Genomic DNA, 19462 nt, shown 5'->3' with positions numbered 1-19462 from the left:
TTTACGCTAGGGCTTTTTAACTCCGGTCTTCTTTAACTGGGCTCTCTAAAGTCGAGCTGTCCACAACTGAGCTCTCGACGACAGCGCTGTCTGCCGCAGTGCCATCTATAACAGTGCCATCTACAACAGTGCCATCTGTGGTTGAGCCATTTAACAACAGCTCAGCGGGTGCAAAAAGCGGGAGAAAGTTTTCTATCGCCTTTTTACTCTCTTTACTTAAAAGCGGGTTGTCTATACTAATTACAGTTCGCCCCTTCATAAGCGCTAGGCTTTGTTGATAGCCCTTATGTTGTTTTAATAACTGTTGGAATCGATGATTTTTTAACAGTTGTAATAAGCCTTCGGTTATTCGTGTAGCGAGCTGCTGGTTATTACTGCCTACAAAGAAAAAAATCGGGCTAGGGTATGAAATAACAATATTGTCCTCAATAACAAGCCCCTTACTCAAGTCTTTGTGCTCCATTTCTTCTAACACTTCCATCACGCTTCGAGGAAACATATCAGCAAACCCTTCAGACACCATTTTAAACGACGCGCGATAGGTGGTTTCAAGCACCGGAATACCCGCCTTTCTAAAAATAGTAGTATCGGGCCAGTCATAGCCAAGCACCGCCCTAAACGCTTTAAGATCTGTAAGATCCATATCTTTTGAGAAGCGGGTGTCTTCAGCATTAATTAACAGCACGCGCTTGCCGAAGAGTCCAGCCATAATAGGAATACGGATGGGTAAAAAATAGGCTTCTCTGTCTGACGAGGTAACGCTCCACGTAATATCTAAAAGATCGTGTTCTAAACTTCTGAGCTGTCGGCGCTGAGGACTTTCTTGGCTACTGACTACGAATTCGAAAGTGCCGTAGTCTGCTTGCGTTACAAGGAGCGCTTCGGTGAGTAACTGCTTTGCGTGGGCGTAAATTGCATCTCTACCCGGATGCACGTTGGGTAGTCGTATTTTAGTGTGGGCAGCGCTTGCAGAGTCGTCATCTTGATTGGCGTTTGCGTGTGATACGAAGGTAAAAAGGGCACAGGCAAGTAGCGCAAAGACTATACGCGTTTGTAAAGATGAAAAAAGCAAAGCCCTGCCTGGCCGCCACATGTCCATTGCGATCTTTCCTTTGATAACAGCGCGCTGGCCTTTGCTATACAGTAACTGCTAGTAAAAAGGGGAGTGCGCTCTAGTCTTTTCCAGTGAGAAGGAAGTCGTATTCAGGGTCTACAATAAAGTGTCCAGCCATTCCCTCTCGGCCTAGTAACATAGAATATGTCATTTCCGAGCGGTCTGTCAGGGTAAGCTGGATATTCCACTGAAAACCGTCCATAACAATGTCCGTTAATATAACATAGCGCTTTTCTCGCGTTGCGGTAGAACTTTTCACCTTTTTTTTGCCAAAAACTTTCGCTTCTCGCCGTACTACCGTATCTACATTGTAAATATCAGGGTGAATGTCGAAGCTAATCCATAGCTCATCGCCTTTGGTAAGCTCTTCAATATTATCCACATGTAAAGATGATGTGGCTGCTCCAGTGTCTACTCTCACGTTGAGCTCTGTAATAGCTAACTGGGGTAAATCACATAGCTCGACAGCACCAATAAGTTTTTTATTGTTCATTATTTTTTACTCTACAAGAGGTTCTTCACTAGGCAGCAGGTTGTCTTGGTAAAGCTCAACATGTTCTGCTACTTCGTTAGGCTTAGAGAAATAGGCAATGTGATATATGGCTTCACCCTCTTGGGTAAGCGGTATATTTTGCTTTCCGATTACAATGCCTTCGGCTGGACTGATAATACTGCCAACAAAGTTACCAAATGGGTCGGCAATGGCCGCTAATTTATCTCCCTTTTCAACGTGGTCGCCAAGCTGTGCCAAATGGGTAACAAATCCGCTTTCAGAAGCTCTTACCCAGCCGCTTTGTTGTGCGATGAAACGATTAATACTGTGACCTTTGCTGCGGCTTTTATTCAGCATGCCTAAATGCCGCATGGTATTAATAATCCCTTTCACTCCGGCCCGTATAGAAAATTCATCATAGCGAAGTGCTTGTCCAGCTTCATAAAGCAGAATCTTTACGCCACTGGTGCTAGCCGCCTCTCTTAGCGAGCCCTCACGTATTTCAGCATTTAGTAATACCGGTACGCCAAAAGCTTTTGCCATTTCCAGCACTTCCGTATCGTCCAAATTCGCTCGAATTTGCGGAAGATTGCTTCGGTGAATAGCGCCGGTGTGTAGATCTATTCCCACATCGCACTTACTTACTACTTCGTTAAAAAATAAATTGGCAAGTCGACCTGCTAAAGAGCCCTTTTTGCTACCGGGAAAGCTGCGGTTCAAGTCTCGTCTGTCAGGTAAATAGCGGGATTGATTCAGTACACCGTAAACGTTAACCATTGGTACTGCGATAAGTGTACCACTCAGTTTCTCAATGGCTTTTGAGCGAATTAAGCGGCCTACAATTTCTATCCCGTTGAGTTCGTCGCCGTGGATAGCTGCACTAACGAACATAATGGGGCCGGGGCGTTTGCCTCGCTTTACATAAACAGGAATGCTCATATTCGTCGCTGTATAGAGCGGTGGCATCTCAAGGTTTATTTTTTTGGTTTCTCCTGGGGCTATATCGTGTCCCCCAATCGTCAAAACGTTACTTACCACTCAGGTTTTTCCTTCACAGATGGCGTTGCAGCCTTAAATTATTAATTGGGCCAAATACCCTAATCATCACTTAACGACCTTCTTATCCTTTACCACGTGTTTTTGTTTTATGCGGCCCAGCGCTTTTTTCAATAAATGAGATAATCATCGCTGCGACATCTTTGTTGGTCGCTTTCTCAATACCCTCTAAGCCTGGCGATGAGTTAACTTCCATGACAACAGGGCCATTGTTAGAGCGCAAAATGTCCACCCCACAACAGTTCAGCCCCATGGTTTTGGCGGCATCTATGGCGGTTTTGCGCTCTGCAGGGCTTAATCGTACTAAGCTTGCTTGGCCGCCGCGATGTAAGTTAGAACGAAACTCACCTTCGGCCGCTTGACGCTTCATTGCTGCTACCACTTTGCCGCCCACTACTAAACAGCGAATGTCACTGCCACCCGCCTCTTTGATGAACTCTTGCACCAGTATACTGGCGTTCAACCCCATAAAGGCTTCGATAATAGATTCCGCCGCATTGTGTGTATCTGCCAGCACAACGCCAATACCTTGGGTGCCTTCCAGTAATTTTATCACCACAGGAGCGCCACCAACGGTTTTTATCACGTCGTCTATTTTATCCGGGTGATGAGCAAAGCCTGTTCTTGGCATGCCAATGCCTTTACGAGAGAGCAGCTGTAAGGAGCGAAGTTTGTCTCGAGAGCGGCTAATAGCGACAGATTCATTAACACTGTATGTGCCCATCATTTCAAATTGACGAACGACTGATGTGCCGTAAAAACTCACCGACGCGCCTATTCGCGGAATTACCGCATCGTAATAGGGAAGCTTTCTTCCCTTGTATCTTACCGAAGGGCGGGCACTCGTAATATCCATATAGCAATGCATAGTATCAATAACATCAACTTCATGACCTTTAGCCTTGCCGGCCTCAACAAGGCGTGAAGTAGAGTAGAGTTTTGGATTTCTCGAGAGTATTGCAATACGCATTGATATATCAGCCTTGATAACGAAGAAGTGAGTTTGCTTACGAATTAACCACACGGTTACATGTGAAAAGTAAATGCGCAAGCTATTTAGGCGCGCATACTAATTGAGTCTGTAACGACTGTCTTACGATTTTTTCTTATGGTGGCGATTGTTTTTATTTTATGAAAGAGTAGCCCAATAACGGTAGCATGTCGAAAATGGCGATATATTTGCCGTAAACTTAGTAACGAATATTGACACTGATATGAGGGTTTTTGTGGAAAACGACGGGTTAATGATGGAACTGTTAAATGGGGTGTTGCGGTGGGCAACTGAGTACCAATCGAATATCGTGTTTAGCAGTTTGGTTTTGCTGGTTTATCTGGTGATGTCTAGAAAGCTGCTGCCAAAAATTGAAAATGATATTGCCAAGTCAAAGTTAAAATCTCATAGCGCATTAAAGGGGCTGTTTGCTGCCCGTGTGCTGGTAGCCACTGTTTCTTTGTGTTTACTATTACTTGCTTGGGGTATCGACTTTTCAGGGCTACTTGTACTTTCCACGTCCATTATTACGGTAACCGGTGTTGCCTTATTCGCGAGTTGGTCGCTTATAAGTAATATTACCGCCTACTTTATTTTGCTCACCAATGTGTCTTATCGCAGAGGCAACTACCTACGCATTATCGATGGCGATAATTTTGTTGAAGGCTTTATAGCTGATATTGGTCCGTTTAGTACTAGGTTGGTGACAACGGAGCGCGAAACCATTATGTACCCAAACAACCTTATTCTTACTCGCCCTGTTATGCTAAACCCGAAGGTAAAGTGGAATAGCATAGGAAAAGTGGTGGCCAAGACCGACACGCCTACTCCTAAGCAAGTAGACGATTCAAACCAAGCCAATGAAGAGCGATAGCAGATTCTCTCAACGCATCTAATCGCGCTCTACATTTTTGGCTTCTCGAATATAGCGGGTCATGCTTTGCAGTAAGGCCCGCAGCTTCGCTGGTTTTAGCGGTTTAGCTAAAAAGTTGACTCCCTGCTCCTTGCATTGAACCACCAAGTTGTCATCGGGGGTGGCTGTAATCAGTGCCGCGGGAACAACCACATTCAGCGTTGTTCGAATAAGTTCGATGAGCGCCAAGCCATTTTTCTCTTCCTCAAAACTCAACTGATAATCCATTAAGAGAATTTGTGGCTTTACCGACACTGCAAGAGATAGTGCATCATCCCAATTATTGGCAAGCGTTACGCTAACGCCCCATTTTTCAAGTAAGGTACTCAACGCATCTAAGTTTTCCCGCTGATCGTCTACACATAGCACTTTCATTCCGCTAAATGTGGTATTTCTTGGTTTCGCGACTTGGGCAGAAGGACGTTTTGCCGCTACTTTTTCCAGTGTAAATCGAAAGCTACTGCCTCTGCCCAGGCGAGAAGTGACTTTAATTTCGCTGTTAAGCTGGAAACTGAGTCGCCGTACGACACCAAGCCCTAATCCAAGACCGTGCTCTTTGCTTTCATTAGCACGGAAAAAGTCGCCAAATATCGTGTCCAATTTGTCGCTAGAAATACCAATGCCGGTATCCATGATATTAAACGTCACGGAATTGCCCACAGGTTTAACAATAAATAACACTCTGCCTTTCTCGGTATACTTCACCGCGTTAGACAGTAAATTTTGCAAAATCCGGTATAAGTAGGTTTTATCGGCTCGCACCCAGCATGGGCGAATTATTGCTTTAAGCTCCAGCCCTTTCTCTTTCGCTCGCATAGACATCTCATCCACAAGAGGTGAAAGCAGATTGCTAACGTCAACCGACTCGAAATCTGGCTTCATCTCGCCCTGATCAAGGCGCGCAATATCTAGCAACGTACCAATAAGCGCTTCGCTGGACGACACACTATGGCTGAGCTTTTGAATGATCGTATGTGTTTGCTCCGACAAGTCTTGTTCTTCCAAAGCGCTTACGTATAGCTTGGCCGCATTGAGTGGCTGTAATACATCATGGCTGGCAAGGGCTAAAAATCGCGTCTTACTTGCGTTGGCATCTTCTGCAGCCTTTCTTGCTCGAATTAACTCTTTTTCGGCGCCGGCGCGTTTTTCAATTTCAAGGCGAAGCTCGGCATTAATGGAATGTACCTCTTCGGTACGCTTTTTAATTCTGGCTTCAAGATCGATATTAGACTCTTCAAGGGCCTGCTGAATTTCTACGTGACCGGTAATATCATTGAAGCTGGTTACAAAGCCACCACCAGGTAGCGGGTTACCCACCATTTCTATCACTCGGCCATCTTTTCGCTGGCGGGTGAATTTATGGGGCATGCCCGAGCGCAAGTGCTCTAAGCGCTTTTCTACTTCGGCTTCAACATTGAAAGTGCCAAACTCACCCTGAGCCGCGTTATAGCGAATAAGACGTTCAATGGGCACGCCAACAGCAAGTAAGTCGTCAGGGTAGGGATACAGGTTTGAATAGCGCTTGTTCCACGCGACTAAATGAAGATGTTTGTCGACAACACTTATCCCTTGGTCCATATTTTCAAGGGAGGTGAGTAGGGCGGTCATATTAAACTGCATGGCTTGGGTGGTGTCATCAAAGAAGTTGATGATCTCAGTGAAGTCCATTTTTTTACCACGCAAGGCGCTATCAAGAAGCACTTTTGCGCTTGATGCACCAATTACCCCCCCTAGCGCTCGCTCGCAGAACGATAAGAATGACTCATCAGGAGTATCTTGCTCATTCAGCTGACAGTGATTAAGCGTCTGATATTCATCAACAAGCTGTACGCATCTGCCCGAACCCATAAACGTGGACAGTAGCGTGGTTAAGTCTGACACTCTCACGTTTGCTACCTGGGTTTTTATGGTGTTGCTGGCAGACATAGTAGGCGACACGAAGGCTTCTGCCTGAATGCGATCGATAAGTCTCTGAGGCGCAAACCAAGAAAAAAGCACGTACATAAACGCATTGGCGGCTAAACTTATCATTGCTCCTTGGCTAATCAGTTCATTTTGTTCAAGCCTTGATACTTGGTCGCTCACAATAGGCAGCACTAGCCACAAAACCCAAATAACCAAGCCAATCATTAACCCCGCATACACACCGTGAGCATGGGCTCGTTTCCAATATAAGCCGCCTACAATGGCCGGTAGTAGTTGAATAACCAATGAAAAAGCAATTAGACCTATAGAGTGCAGGGAGCGGCTGCTGGTCATTTGCTGGTGGTATAAAAAGGCCATTAGCAAAATAAAGGCGATAACCACCCGCCGAATTAGTCTAATGCGGCGTGAAATATCTCGTTTTTTGTCTGTGTCTTCGGTCAGTGCAAGTATGCGCGGTAGTATTACGTCGTTTGTTAGCATAGTGCTGAGCGTAAGCGTTGCTACAATAATCATCGCAGTGGCAGCAGACAAACCGCCAACAAAAACAATGACTTGTAGTAGGGCAGACTCTGAAAACATGGCCAGTGATAACACGTACGAATCGGGCTCGATGCCGGTACCTGCAAATATGGCTTTACCGGCAATGGCGATAACCGGAATAACCGCTGAAATAATAATGAGATAGAGCGGAAACAGCCAGCGGGCGGTGCGTAAATGGGACAAGCTTAAATTGTCGATAATCGCTACGTGAAACTGCCGTGGCAAACACACGATGGCGGCGGCTGCCATTATGGTTTGAGCAATAAATGTAAATGAGCTAAAAGTAGACAAGGCTGCTTCGTTTAAAAAGCTTTCAAAAAAGGGCCCGCTTTGTGTGGTTTTCCAGGCGCTATAGCCAACAAACGCCACCAAAACCAGTGCGAGCAATTTCACCGACGACTCGAAGGCGATAGCTAGCATTAACCCTCTTCTATATTCAGTGACATCCGTTTGGCGGGTACCAAAATAGATGGCGAAAACTGCAATAAAAGCCGTTGCCGCAATAATAATAATGTCGTTTTTAGGTTGCTGGGTCAGTAGCTGAAACGTATTGCCAACTGCTTTGAGTTGCAGCGCGATATAGGGAATGGTGGCAAGTAACGCGATGAGTGTGACTACCAAGGCCACTGTTTGTCGCTTACCATAACGAGAAGCAATAAAGTCAGAAATAGTTGTGATGTGCTGCTTTTTACTTACCAAAGTCAGCTTATAAATAAACTTATAACCCACCACATATACCAAAATGGGGCCGAGCATAATAGGCAGATAAATCCAGGTATCTCTGCTTGCCTGTCCCACCATGCCGAAGAACGTCCACGCAGTGCAGTAAATAGCCAATGCAAGAGAGTATATCGCTGGGTGTGAGGTAAGCGCCCGCGCCGTTGGCGAGTTCTTTTCGCCCCAGCTTGCTAGAGAAAAAAGTAAAAATAGATACAGTACCGCTAGTGTAACCCAACCAAAAACCATAGCCTTCCCATTAACTAAAAATTTACAACTCGATGCGTATTATACCTATTGAGACCATCGTCTACCTACGACCATGGTCTCATTTTTAAATATTTCATGCAGGTCTAAAGTGATATCCAACCTCCTATAGGCTTGGCTTCGCTGCTTTTGGTGAATGTTGCTTGCAACGTGAAATCAGTAGCGACAATGTAAAAAAGTTAAGCGTTAGGAAAATGTAAAAAAACAACAACCGATTAACCTGACGTGGGGACGGAACAATGTCTTTTAGAAATAATGATGACCAAAAAGCATATTGGAAGGAGAACCTAGCTCTCCTTTTTAAACTTTTAGTCGTTTGGTTCGCTGTATCCTTTGGTGCCGGCATTTTGTTTGCCGATGCATTAAACAACATCCAATTCTTTGGTTTCAAACTGGGCTTCTGGTTTGCACAACAAGGTTCCATTTTAGTTTTTGTTGCTCTTATTTTTGTGTATATGGCGAAAATGAGCGCAATGGACAAACGTTACGGCGTAGAAGAGGAATAATACGATGGATGTTCAAACACTCACCTTTATCATTGTAGGCGCTACTTTTGCGCTGTACATTGCCATTGCGATTTGGGCCAGAGCCGGATCGACAAACGATTTCTACGTCGCTGGCGGCGGTGTTCCACCTGTACTAAACGGCATGGCAACTGCCGCAGACTGGATGTCAGCTGCATCGTTTATTTCCATGGCCGGTCTTATCTCTTTTATGGGATACGACGGTGCCGTTTATCTTATGGGTTGGACAGGTGGTTATGTTCTACTCGCGCTTTGCTTAGCACCTTATCTTCGCAAATTCGGAAAATTCACTGTACCCGATTTTATTGGAGACCGCTACTACTCACAAACAGCGCGAACCGTTGCGGTATTTTGTGCCATTTTCGTCTGCTTTACCTATGTGGCCGGGCAGATGCGAGGGGTCGGCGTTGTATTCAGTCGATTCTTAGAAGTTGATATTGTTACCGGCGTTGTGCTTGGTATGGTTATCGTCTTTTTCTACACCGTACTAGGTGGTATGAAAGGTATTACTTACACGCAAGTTGCACAGTTTTGTGTGATGGTATTTGCCTATGTAGTTCCTGCGGTATTTATTTCTATAATGGTAACCGGTCATATCCTTCCTCAAACTGGGTTTGGCGCCACACTGGCCGATGGGTCGGGTATGCATCTGCTGCAAAAACTGGATAATTTATCCACCGATCTCGGGTTCCATGAATACACCACAGGCACGAAAAGTACGATTGATGTGTTCTTCATTACCTTTGCACTTATGGTAGGTACGGCAGGTTTGCCACACGTTATTGTTCGCTTCTTCACTGTTCCTAAAGTACACGATGCACGTAAATCAGCGGGTTATGCACTAGCGTTTATCGCCATTGTTTACACCACTGCACCGTCTCTTGCTGCTTTCGCTCGCGTTAATATGATTGAAACCATAAACGGCCCTGAGCTTACAGGTACAAGCTATGAAGAAGCACCATCGTGGATTAAGAACTGGGAGCAAACCGGACTTATCGAATTTAACGATAAGAATGGCGATGGCGTCATGTTCTACTCTGGTGATGAGCGCAACGAAATGACCGTCGACCGTGACATCATGGTACTGGCGAACCCTGAAATTGCGAATTTACCGGCTTGGGTTATTGCCTTGGTGGCCGCTGGTGGTGTTGCCGCTGCGCTTTCTACCTCTGCTGGCTTATTACTCGTAATCTCCACGTCGGTATCTCACGACTTACTGAAACGAAACTTCGCGCCAGATATTACGGATAAGGCAGAGCTATTTTATGCACGATTGGCCGCAGGTGTCGCCATTGTCATTGCCGGTTACTTTGGTATTAACCCGCCCGGATTCGTTGCGCAGGTGGTCGCTTTTGCCTTCGGCTTAGCAGCGTCCAGTTTCTTCCCTGCGATTATTATGGGTATCTTTAGCAAGCGTATGAATGACAAAGGTGCAGTTGCGGGTATGCTATCTGGTATTGCCTTCACCGCGACGTACATTATCTACTTCAAGTTTGTGAGTCCTGAGGCGAATATACCCGACAACTGGTTGTTTGGTATCTCACCAGAAGGTATCGGTACACTGGGTATGATAGTTAACTTTGTGGTGGCATTCCTTGTCTTCAAAGTGACAGATGAAGCACCAGAGGAAATCCAAGAGTTGGTTGAAAGTATTCGCTATCCTAAAGGAGCAGGCGAGGCCTCTGCACACTAATGAATGAAAAACATTCGTAAGAAGATGCATTAGTACAATGGAAAACCAGCCTTCTAACAGTGTTTAGTGGGTTGGTTTTTTTCTTTTGTGCAAATGCCCCTTTCTTTAATGAATTAATCAATTCACTAAAGAAAGAGGCATAGGCAGAAACGGCGGCAGAAGTATCGACAGCTCCGGAGGTAAAAGCCAGATGCAAAAGTCAGAGGTAAACCCTTGATGTAAAAATCAGAGGTAAAGACCAGATTTAAAGACCAGATTTAAAGAAAGGCGCAGCGCAACTGAAAGGCCAATAGAACGAGAATAAGGATGAACAAATGACAGCAATAGCAAAGCAGGTTGAAGACTTTCTTTCTACATCAGCACCCTTTGATATGTTAAACGAGTCTCAACGCAATGACCTTATTCGACATGCTGATTTACTCTATGTGACAAAAGATAATACCGAGCATTTTAAAACGGGCGAGCCCCGACTTTATCTTATTCAAAGCGGTCAGTTTTCCGTGGAAGATGGGGAAGGCGCGGCTAGGCATTTAAGCGAGGGAGATTATTTTAATTATGCCGCAATTTTAGATAAGCGTACCTATCCATTGTCCATACACGTAGACAGCCCTGGCCTTGTTTACAGTTTTGCCGCTGAAGACGTATGTGCGTTACTTGAGCTTGTAGAGGTTAATAGCTTTTTTACGGGCTTGCGCAATAATGCGCTGCAAAATCACGCTATCGCCGACTCTAATTCCATGTGGCTATACAAGTCGCTGACCGATGTTATCGATAAAGCACCGGTGGCCGCTCACAGCAATATGTCGATAGCAGATGCGGCAATGTTAATGACTCAAGAAAAAGTATCGTCCTTATTGGTAACCGATAACGACAAGCTCATTGGCATAGTCACAGATAGAGATTTGCGCTCTCGCGTAGTCGCTCAAGCCCTTGATACGGCTTTGGCAGTAAAAGAAATAATGACGATTAACCCTACCCAAATTGGCAACAACCGAACGTTGTTCGATGCCATGGCGTTGATGACAGAAAAAAATATTCATCACCTGCCGGTTATCGACCATCTATCCCAGTCGCCTATAGGCATGGTGACGGCCAGCGATATTATTAGGCACCAAAGGGGCAACGTACTTTTTATTATTGGTGAGCTCACAAAAGCGAATAATCTGTATGAGCTCACAAGGCTGTCTTGGCAATTACCGCATTATTTTGCTGCGCACGCCAAGCGTGCCGGAGATTACGATATTGCGGGCAAAATCTTGTCTCAGGCAACCGACGTAATGACGCGAAAGCTTATTGGGTTTTTCCAGCAAGATAACGGTAAAGCCCCTATGATGTTTGCCTGGCTAGTGTATGGCTCGCAGGCGAGGGAAGATCAAACCACGGGCTCTGACCAAGACAGCGGGTTATTATTAGCGTCTACGCCTAACGAAAAGCAGGCCGCCTATTTTGCTGATATGACAGATTACGTGTGCAAAGGATTAGCAAAATGCGGGATTAAGCTGTGTGATGGCAACATTATGGCCAGTAATCCTGAGCTGCGGTTGTCAGTTGATGAAGCGGTAAAAGAAGCTGAGCGGTGGGTCGCAGCACCCACAAGCAAGGCCATTATGCACTTTAATATTTTTTTGGATGTACGCTGTGCAGCAGGTGATGCAAGCCTGTTCAAACAGTTGCAGAAAAGGCGAGCACCATTATTACAGCAGAAGATGTTCTTAGCCGCCTTGGCACGCAATAGCAATGATGTGTCTGTCCCCCTATCTATGTTTCAAAAATTTAGCTATGAAAAAGGACGTAAACAAAAAGACACCATCGACTTAAAAACCCGTGCCGTCGCACTGATTAACAACATTGCGCGTATTTATGCGTTAGCTGATGGTATTACGTTACCCAATACCGTTGCCCGTCTTGAGAGTTTGTCTGACAAGTCAGAGCTTTCTTCTAAAGATGCGGCTAACTTAAAAGATATTTGGGTGTTTTTAAATAGGCTGCGCTGGCGTCATCAGCTAGAGAACAAAGTAACCGATAACCTCGTTTCGGTGAGCATGCTGTCGTCGATTCAAAAGCACCAACTTAAAGCGGGCTTTAAAGCTATAGAGCGGGCTAACGAAGCCATGGTAATGAAGTTTTCCGGCGGGGTTGGTTAGCGCGCCTTCTGTCACTGGTGATAAGGATTAATGATACAAAGGTAAGCAAGGCTGGGGTGGGAAAGCCGCAAGGTGATCTAAAGCGTAAGGTAAATCAACGGGTAGGGTAAAACGATAGATGATATTGCAATGGCTTAAAAGGCAGCTTGCATTAACTGCAGGCTCGTCGCTAACAAAGCAACTTAGCGGTAGGTATATCAATAACACGGATTTACTGGCAATTGATGTTGAGTTGACTTCCCTTGATGCCAAAGTCACTGATATTACATCTATAGGATGGGTGGCAGGTAAGGGCGGGCAGTTGTCGCTGGGCTCTTGCGAGTATTTTGTTATAAAAACATCGGCTGCGTTAGGCCAAAGCCCGGTCATTCACGGGTTAACCCATGATATTTTGGCTCAAGGGAAGCCGTTAGCCGTTAGCTTAGATAAGTTGATGCCACGGCTTCAATCGTCAGTGCTGGTGTTTCACAATGCGAGTCTTGATTTAGCGGCGCTTAATAAAGCGTTTATAAAGCTGTCTTTACCCGCTATGGATGTTATCTATATTGATACGCTTAAGCTTGCGGTTTATCAGTTGAACAAGCAGCATCAAGTGCTTCCTACCAATAGTGCAACACTTACCGTGTGTCGACAGCGATTAGACCTTCCAAGCTGTCCTGAACACAATGCCCTTGATGATGCACTTGCCACAATTCAGCTGTTATTTGCTCAATTTGAGCAATTTGGGTTAGACCAAACCAGTCCGTTAACGCAACTGCTGCACACTAAGGCGGTTGGGAAATATCGATTGGGAGAAACACAGAATAGGTAAAAACACAGGGTAAATAAAAACACAGATTAGGAAAAAAGCTAGCTAACGAACCGCTAAGCCTACACAAGTACTCGTCTTTTGGTTTCTCGTACCGGGGTGTCAAATTCGGCTTCATCAAGCCCTTCTACTCTTACGCGATTTCGACCATCGGTTTTAGCGAGATAGAGGTTTTTATCAGCCTCTAGCATGACGTAGTCTATGGTTTTTTCATCGTCCGCTTTTTTAGTCGAGAGCCCTGCGCTTAATGTGACTCGATCAAATTCAGAGGCATCATGTTTGATATTCAATTCATATACGGTTTCTAGCAGCCTCTTTGTGACTGCAGCGGCTCCTCTTGTATCCGTATTCGGCAAAATAACTAAAAACTCTTCGCCACCGATACGAACCAACTTATCCATAGGCCGTTTTAACGTGTCGTTGATACATTGACTGACTTTCCACAGACAGCTGTCGCCGTCTAAATGACCGTACATGTCGTTGAAAAGCTTGAAGTGGTCGATATCTAATATGACAAGGGACAGTGGCGTCACATTACGAAGTCCATCGCGAACAAGTCTGGGAAGATAGTCATCTAGGTAATGGCGGTTGTATGCGCCAGTGAGTTTATCGATATAAATGAGCTTCTCGAGCAAGTCATTGCGCATTTTATTTTTTAGGTGAGACTTTACGCGATTTAGCAGTGTGCAGGCGTTAACTGGCTTTACGACGAAATCCACACATCCAGAGTTCCAGCATTTTGATTCTTCTTCCTCCGTTGAGGATGAAGTTACAAAAATAATGGGTATGGATTCACACTGAGGTTTTTTACGCAATAATACCGTGGTGGCGTGACCGTCTAATTCTGGCATGGACACGTCCATCAAAATTAGGTCAGGCTTTTTGAACCGGCAATGCTCGATGGCCGCTTTGCCAGAGTCAACTGAAACGCACGAAACCATATCTGTCAGCAAGGTTTCTAGTATGAGTCTGCTACTCGCATCGTCATCTACAATAAGAACGTTACAATCAGAGAGTGCTCTGTTGTCAACTTGTTCGATGTACACAGCAATTCCTCGTTAGGGTACTACTCTGAGGCAGTATATCTATTAACTCTACACCTACGCGAGAAAAAAAGTTATTCAACATAAGTTTAAATTATAGAAATCTAATATGTTGGCATAACTGATTTATAATCTCTGTGCATCAAATACAAAAAACCACCGCGCAGAGCGGTGGTTTACAACGTTTTCTCGTTTTCTAGACTATAACGCTGATGCTACATCAGCAGGTAGCAATACTGCGTCAATGACGTGAATCACGCCGTTTTCAGCCATTACATCAGCTTTCACAACGTTCGCATTGTTAATTTTCACTTTACCCATAGCGGCATTAACTTTTACATCACTGCCTTCCACTGTGGTCGCAGATGCAAGTGATACAACGTCTTTCGCCGCTACTTTACCTGCAACAACGTGGTATGTAAGAATTTGCACTAAGGTGTCTTTATTCTCTGGCTTTAACAACATTTCCAATGTACCTGCAGGAAGCGCTGCAAAGGCATCATTAGTAGGTGCAAAAACGGTAAACGGTCCGTCACCTTTTAATGTGTCTACTAAACCGCCTGCTTTTACCGCAGCTACCAAGGTAGAAAACATTGGGTTGCTCGCCGCTGTGTCAACGATATCTTTGTGGTCACCCATTTTATGGTGTCCAGCGAATGCAGATGAGCTCACTACTAAAATAACTAAAGCACTTAAAAACTTACGCATAATATTTCCTTTTGAGTTTATCCAACGGGTTATAAAACTTTACTATCTTTTAACAAGTTTGATTTCGCTTATGATTACGGTGGTTTCTCAAAAAGTGATGATTAACTTTATGTAACAAGAGAGCCCTTAGCGTTAAAATGCATCTGTGGAAGGGCGCGAGGCGATAAAATGTGCATTTATTTATTTTGTCCGGTGCAGTAAATAGAAAAAGAACTAAAGCAAATTGAAGGCGAATAACTCAAATCAGATACAGAGAAAAGCAAGTTTATCAGGGCAGTCTATACTTATAGTATCGAATGACGCTTTATAGCGGCTCGAAGCGCGCTTTTACTCAGCGGCTTCATTAAATGCCTATGAAAGCGCATGAGGAGTGTATGTCATGCCTGTCCAATCATTATTAACACTAGTAATAATAACGGTGTGTTTAGCTGCTTGCCAAAGTACACAGCAAGATGATCGTGCAACTGCAGATATCAAGCCCTTATTAAAAGATGAGTTATTCCCTAGTTACCCACTTTTTCGTGTTGAGTCAGAGGAAGATGTATTTTATCTCGGTGAAGAAGCAAAACGCTTTGCAGAACGTTCTGCCTACGACAACGCATTAAATGCAAAGAATGTTAGAGGCTTTGTCAACGCTATTTTAGACTACTCAGACAATGGCATGGTGTATCGCAACAACGCCAATACGGTGGCAAATACCACTTTTAATAACCGAGCGGCTAATTGCCTATCATTGTCAATAATGACCTTCGCCTTAGCCCAACACCTTGGATTAAATACTACATTTTACGAGGTAGACATTCCCGAATACTGGACCCGCAGAGATGGCTTTAGTTTGCTCAATGGGCATATCAATTTAAGAGTAAGCGCCCCAGAAACCTCAATGGCAATTACCATAGGAACAACCTACGCCGACGTGGACTTTGATCCACAGGTCATTCGAAGTCACTTCCCTCGCATTCCCGTATCGCAAAAAAGTGTGTTAGCCATGTTTTATAACAACAAGGGGGCAGATGCATTTGTAGCAAATAGCTATACCCGTGCATACAGCTATTTCAGAGCCGCAGCCAAAGTTGCGCCAACATTACAGCAAACCTGGACAAATTTAGGCGTGCTTTATCGTATGCAAGGAGATTTTGAACAAGCTCAACGGACTTACGAACACGCTTTATCTCTCGATCCTGAAAACTTAACCGTATGGGAGAACCTCGCTATTTTGTATCGATATCAAAATAGGCGGGAGGAAGCGGCTGAACTGTTTAGCAAAATAGAAACAAAAAGAAAGACTAACCCTTTTTATCATTTTATCCTTGGCGAGCAATCATTTGAGGATGGTAAGTTTGAGAAAGCGCTGAGTCACTATCAACGTGCTGTACGACTAGACAGAAAGAATCACGAAGTGCTATTTGGTATGGCTAAGACCTATTTCGAATTGGGCGATACCAACAATGCCGTGCGTTACCTTAAAAGCGCTGAGACTTACGCACCAGATGATTATAGCGCTGAGCGCTATTCATCAAAGCTTGCTGTATTGGCTCGACGCTGAATAGAGATGAAAATAAGCAGATAGAAAAAAGCCACGGACAAGCCGTGGCAGAAAGGTAACACTACAAAAGGAACTTAACTTAAATCACGCCCAGCTCACGAAGGCGCTCTTGCAGGTATGACCCTGCGGTATGACGTTCTGAAAGAACAACATCTGGTCGAGGGTGCAAAAACAAAGGCAGTGAAATACGAGCCTTTGTCATGTCTGCGCCATCAGGATTCACTACCCTGTGAGTGGTTGATGGGAAGTAGTGGCCAGATGCTTCTTGCAGCATGTCACCAATATTCACAATCAAACTACCAAAATCACAAGGAACATCTAGCCAGCTGCCGTCTTTCGCTTGAACCTGAAGGCCCGGCTCATTTGCAGCTGGTAAAATAGTAATTAAGTTAATATCTTCATGAGCAGCAGCGCGAATTGCGTCTATCTCTTCATCACCGCTTAGTGGCGGATAGTGAAGAATACGCAAAAGGGTTTGATCTGAATCTTTAATCATATCCCCTAACGGCTGACTATACTTATCACTTACTTCACTTGGCGAGTGAGACTCAATCCAGCTCAGTAACTCTGAAGCAAGCGTATTGGCTTCTTTGTAGTATTGAGATACCTGAGGACGTAGCTCCTCTGGACACTGGCCCCAAGGGTAGTAGTGATAATACTCTTTTATGTCTTTTTTCGTGAAACCCTTAGCTACCTCAGAAACACTCTGAGGGAAAAATCCGTCTTGCTTACCCTTGTTATAAAGGTAATCGTTCTTCTGTTCACTATTGAAGAAACCCTGCCAATTGTCATAAATACCTTGAACCAAAGACTGCTGAATAGGGTGGTTCTTAAGAACACCAAATCCAGTTTCCCGAAGTGATTTAACAAATTCTTCTTGTGCGTTTTCAGCTTGGTAATCAACAGCAACTAATTGCATAACGTTATCCCGTATATTTTGATTGCGGCATTATAAAGGTAGACGGGCTACAGAAAAAAGACGCAGGCGTTGATTCAGATCAACGCCTGCGAAGAATGTGCGTAATTTACATAAACCTGACCGTTTAGTCTAGTAAAAAGTTGACCAAATAGTCTGTCTAAAAAAATTTTAACCGAGAGAAAGGAAAATGCCAGCCAATGCCGCACTCATTAAGTTAGATAAGGTTGCAGCAATAACTGCCTTTAATCCCAGTCGCGCAATTTCTTTTCTGCGTGTTGGCGCCATAGCACCAATTCCGCCCATCAAAATAGCGATAGAAGAGAAGTTTGCAAAACCACATAATGCAAAGGTGATAATGGCCTGAGAGGCTTGAGACAGCTGATCTTGGTTTTCTAAAAAGCTGAGGTAAGCGACAAACTCGTTAACCACCATCTTTTGTCCAATAAAGCTACCAGCAAGTTGTGCTTCTTCCCATGGTACGCCGATTGCCCATGCTAGTGGCTGAAGAACAAACCCCAGGATCCCTTCAAAAGTCACGTTTTCATAGCCAAATAGCCCCGCGGTCCAGCCAATGAGGCCGTTGAACATGGCAATAAGTGCTATGAAAGCGAGTAGCATTGCACCTACGTTTAACGCTAGCTGCATGCCTGATGCTGCACCACTAGCAGCAGCATCAAATACGTTGGCGTAGCCTGCGCTGTCTGCATCTACGTCGTGTAAATCTTCATTTGGTTTAGTCGTTTCAGGCAAGATAATCTTCGCCATCAACAATCCACCAGGTGCCGCCATAAAGCTCGCGGCTAGTAAGTATTTAAGTTCTACGCCCATACCCGCATATCCGGCCATAACGGAGCCTGCGATTGATGCCAAACCACCTACCATAATGGCAAACAGCTCAGAACGAGTCATGTGTGGGATAAAGGGGCGAACTACCAGAGGCGCTTCGGTTTGACCGACAAAGATATTTGCCGCTGAAGACATTGACTCAGGTTGACTGGTGCCTAACAGCTTTTGCAGAAGACCACCGATAATTTTTATAACAACGCCCATCACCTTAAGGTGATAAAGCACCGCAATAAGTGCGGAGAAGAAAACAATAACGGGAAGTACATTAACCGCAAATATAAAGCCAAGAGAATTGTTGCTGAGGGGGCCGAATAAAAAGCTTATTCCGTCTTGGCTGTAACCAATGATATTGCCAACAAATTCTGTTGCTTTGAGGAGGAACTCTTTGCCGGGTTCGGAATACAGGACAAACGCACCCACTGTGGCTTGAATAGCGAATGCACCACCAACAGTGCGCCAGTTGATGCTGCGCCTCGCCGACGACATCGCTAATGCAATACCTATTAGGAGCGCAACGCCCAGTAAACCTACCATAATGTTATTCCCTTAAAGAAGCGCTTGCTGAATGTGTGATTTGATCACATCTAATGCAATTTGATTTTTTCCACCCTGCGTTACTACTACGTCGGCAGTAAAGCGGCTTGGCTCAATGAATTGGTGGTACATTGGTTTTACTGTTTCTTCATATTGCTTGGCCACAGACTCTATAGAGCGACCGCGTTCTTTTAGGTCGCGCATCATTCTGCGCATCAAACAAATATCCAATGGCGTGTCGATAAAGATTTTCACATCATATAAAGGAAGGAGATCCGTACGAGCAAGCAACATAATACCTTCAAGAATGATAACTGGTGCTGGATTTAAGCGCTCAGTTTCAGGCAAGCGAGTATGTGTTTTATAGCAATAGTGAGGATAGTCAATTGGCTGCCCCTCTCTCAACGCCTGCAAATGCGCTTTAAGCAACTCGTGCTCAAATGCGTTTGGATGGTCGTAGTTATTTTGCTCGCGCTGCTCCATGGGCAAATGGTCTTGCGCACGGTAGTAATGATCCTCGCGCAAAACCTGTACAGGACGGCCTTGTGCGCTGAATCCGTTAAATAAATTTTTCGTAAAAAGAGACTTCCCAGAGCCTGACGCTCCAGAAATGGCAATAATTAATGGCGATTGCATAGTACTTTAAAGCTGGTTTTGTTGGTGCAAAGATACGCGCTTAG

16 protein-coding genes are annotated in these 19462 nt (G+C 44.7%); 6 read left to right on the top strand and 10 right to left on the bottom strand.

What is annotated here, in order from left to right; genetic code table 11:
• Positions 1 to 16 precede the first annotated feature (16 nt).
• From AC27HD_RS17080 to rimK, 4 genes are all read right to left on the bottom strand, one after another.
• Positions 17 to 1099, bottom strand: coding sequence for an amino acid ABC transporter substrate-binding protein (locus AC27HD_RS17080; RefSeq protein ID WP_487107336.1), 1083 nt, complete (start codon positions 1097 to 1099; stop codon positions 17 to 19).
• A 73-nt stretch (positions 1100 to 1172) separates the two neighbouring features.
• Positions 1173 to 1607, bottom strand: coding sequence for an ATP-dependent zinc protease family protein (locus AC27HD_RS17075; RefSeq protein WP_032095499.1), 435 nt, complete (start codon positions 1605 to 1607; stop codon positions 1173 to 1175).
• Between the two features lie 6 nt (positions 1608 to 1613).
• Positions 1614 to 2645 (bottom strand): succinylglutamate desuccinylase/aspartoacylase family protein, encoded by a 1032-nt coding sequence (locus AC27HD_RS17070; protein ID WP_487107329.1) that lies wholly within the window; start codon positions 2643 to 2645, stop codon positions 1614 to 1616.
• An 82-nt stretch (positions 2646 to 2727) separates the two neighbouring features.
• A complete protein-coding gene (gene rimK / locus AC27HD_RS17065; protein ID WP_032095501.1) occupies positions 2728 to 3633 on the bottom strand; it encodes a 30S ribosomal protein S6--L-glutamate ligase in 906 nt (301 codons plus the stop codon).
• Positions 3634 to 3907: 274 nt separating this feature from the next.
• Here rimK and AC27HD_RS17060 point away from each other — a divergent pair, with 274 nt between their 5' ends.
• Complete coding sequence (locus AC27HD_RS17060; RefSeq protein WP_487107352.1) at positions 3908 to 4528, top strand: mechanosensitive ion channel domain-containing protein; 621 nt, start codon at positions 3908 to 3910, stop codon at positions 4526 to 4528.
• Between the two features lie 18 nt (positions 4529 to 4546).
• Here the strand turns inward: AC27HD_RS17060 and AC27HD_RS17055 are convergent, their stop codons facing one another.
• Positions 4547 to 7999 (bottom strand): PAS domain-containing hybrid sensor histidine kinase/response regulator, encoded by a 3453-nt coding sequence (locus AC27HD_RS17055; RefSeq protein WP_487107327.1) that lies wholly within the window; start codon positions 7997 to 7999, stop codon positions 4547 to 4549.
• A gap of 257 nt (positions 8000 to 8256) precedes the next feature.
• On the opposite strand from AC27HD_RS17055, the gene AC27HD_RS17050 reads away from it, so the two are divergent.
• The 4 genes from AC27HD_RS17050 (at position 8257) to AC27HD_RS17035 (ending at position 13189) form a co-directional block, all read left to right on the top strand.
• Complete coding sequence (locus tag AC27HD_RS17050; protein WP_032095503.1) at positions 8257 to 8523, top strand: DUF4212 domain-containing protein; 267 nt, start codon at positions 8257 to 8259, stop codon at positions 8521 to 8523.
• Between the two features lie 4 nt (positions 8524 to 8527).
• On the top strand, positions 8528 to 10234 hold the full coding sequence (locus AC27HD_RS17045; protein ID WP_032095504.1) for a sodium:solute symporter family protein: 1707 nt from the start codon (positions 8528 to 8530) through the stop codon (positions 10232 to 10234).
• Positions 10235 to 10548: 314 nt separating this feature from the next.
• A complete protein-coding gene (locus AC27HD_RS17040) occupies positions 10549 to 12378 on the top strand; it encodes a putative nucleotidyltransferase substrate binding domain-containing protein (RefSeq protein ID WP_487107325.1) in 1830 nt (609 codons plus the stop codon).
• A 118-nt stretch (positions 12379 to 12496) separates the two neighbouring features.
• Positions 12497 to 13189 carry a 3'-5' exonuclease gene (locus AC27HD_RS17035; protein WP_052010112.1) on the top strand — a complete coding sequence of 231 codons (693 nt, stop codon included), beginning with the start codon at positions 12497 to 12499 and terminating at the stop codon, positions 13187 to 13189.
• 59 nt (positions 13190 to 13248) lie between these two features.
• Here the strand turns inward: AC27HD_RS17035 and AC27HD_RS17030 are convergent, their stop codons facing one another.
• Positions 13249 to 14232, bottom strand: a complete 984-nt coding sequence (locus tag AC27HD_RS17030) for a GGDEF domain-containing response regulator (protein ID WP_487107322.1) — start codon at positions 14230 to 14232, stop codon at positions 13249 to 13251.
• Between the two features lie 198 nt (positions 14233 to 14430).
• A complete protein-coding gene (locus AC27HD_RS17025; RefSeq protein WP_487107320.1) occupies positions 14431 to 14937 on the bottom strand; it encodes a fasciclin domain-containing protein in 507 nt (168 codons plus the stop codon).
• Between the two features lie 379 nt (positions 14938 to 15316).
• Between AC27HD_RS17025 and AC27HD_RS17020 the strand changes: the two genes are divergently transcribed.
• Positions 15317 to 16483, top strand: a complete 1167-nt coding sequence (locus tag AC27HD_RS17020) for a tetratricopeptide repeat protein (RefSeq protein ID WP_487107318.1) — start codon at positions 15317 to 15319, stop codon at positions 16481 to 16483.
• Between the two features lie 79 nt (positions 16484 to 16562).
• Here the strand turns inward: AC27HD_RS17020 and AC27HD_RS17015 are convergent, their stop codons facing one another.
• The 3 genes from AC27HD_RS17015 to udk form a co-directional block, all read right to left on the bottom strand.
• Positions 16563 to 17402 (bottom strand): isopenicillin N synthase family dioxygenase, encoded by an 840-nt coding sequence (locus AC27HD_RS17015; RefSeq protein ID WP_487107316.1) that lies wholly within the window; start codon positions 17400 to 17402, stop codon positions 16563 to 16565.
• A 168-nt stretch (positions 17403 to 17570) separates the two neighbouring features.
• On the bottom strand, positions 17571 to 18782 hold the full coding sequence (locus AC27HD_RS17010; protein ID WP_487107314.1) for a NupC/NupG family nucleoside CNT transporter: 1212 nt from the start codon (positions 18780 to 18782) through the stop codon (positions 17571 to 17573).
• Between the two features lie 12 nt (positions 18783 to 18794).
• The gene (gene udk / locus AC27HD_RS17005) at positions 18795 to 19418 is read right to left on the bottom strand and encodes a uridine kinase (protein WP_032095511.1); all 624 of its coding nucleotides are present in this window, start codon (positions 19416 to 19418) and stop codon (positions 18795 to 18797) included.
• Between the last annotated feature and the right edge of the window lie 44 nt (positions 19419 to 19462).

It is taken from the genome of Alteromonas sp. 4NS20-0143 (assembly GCF_057542855.1).
This window is presented reverse-complemented; position numbering and strand designations above follow the sequence as displayed.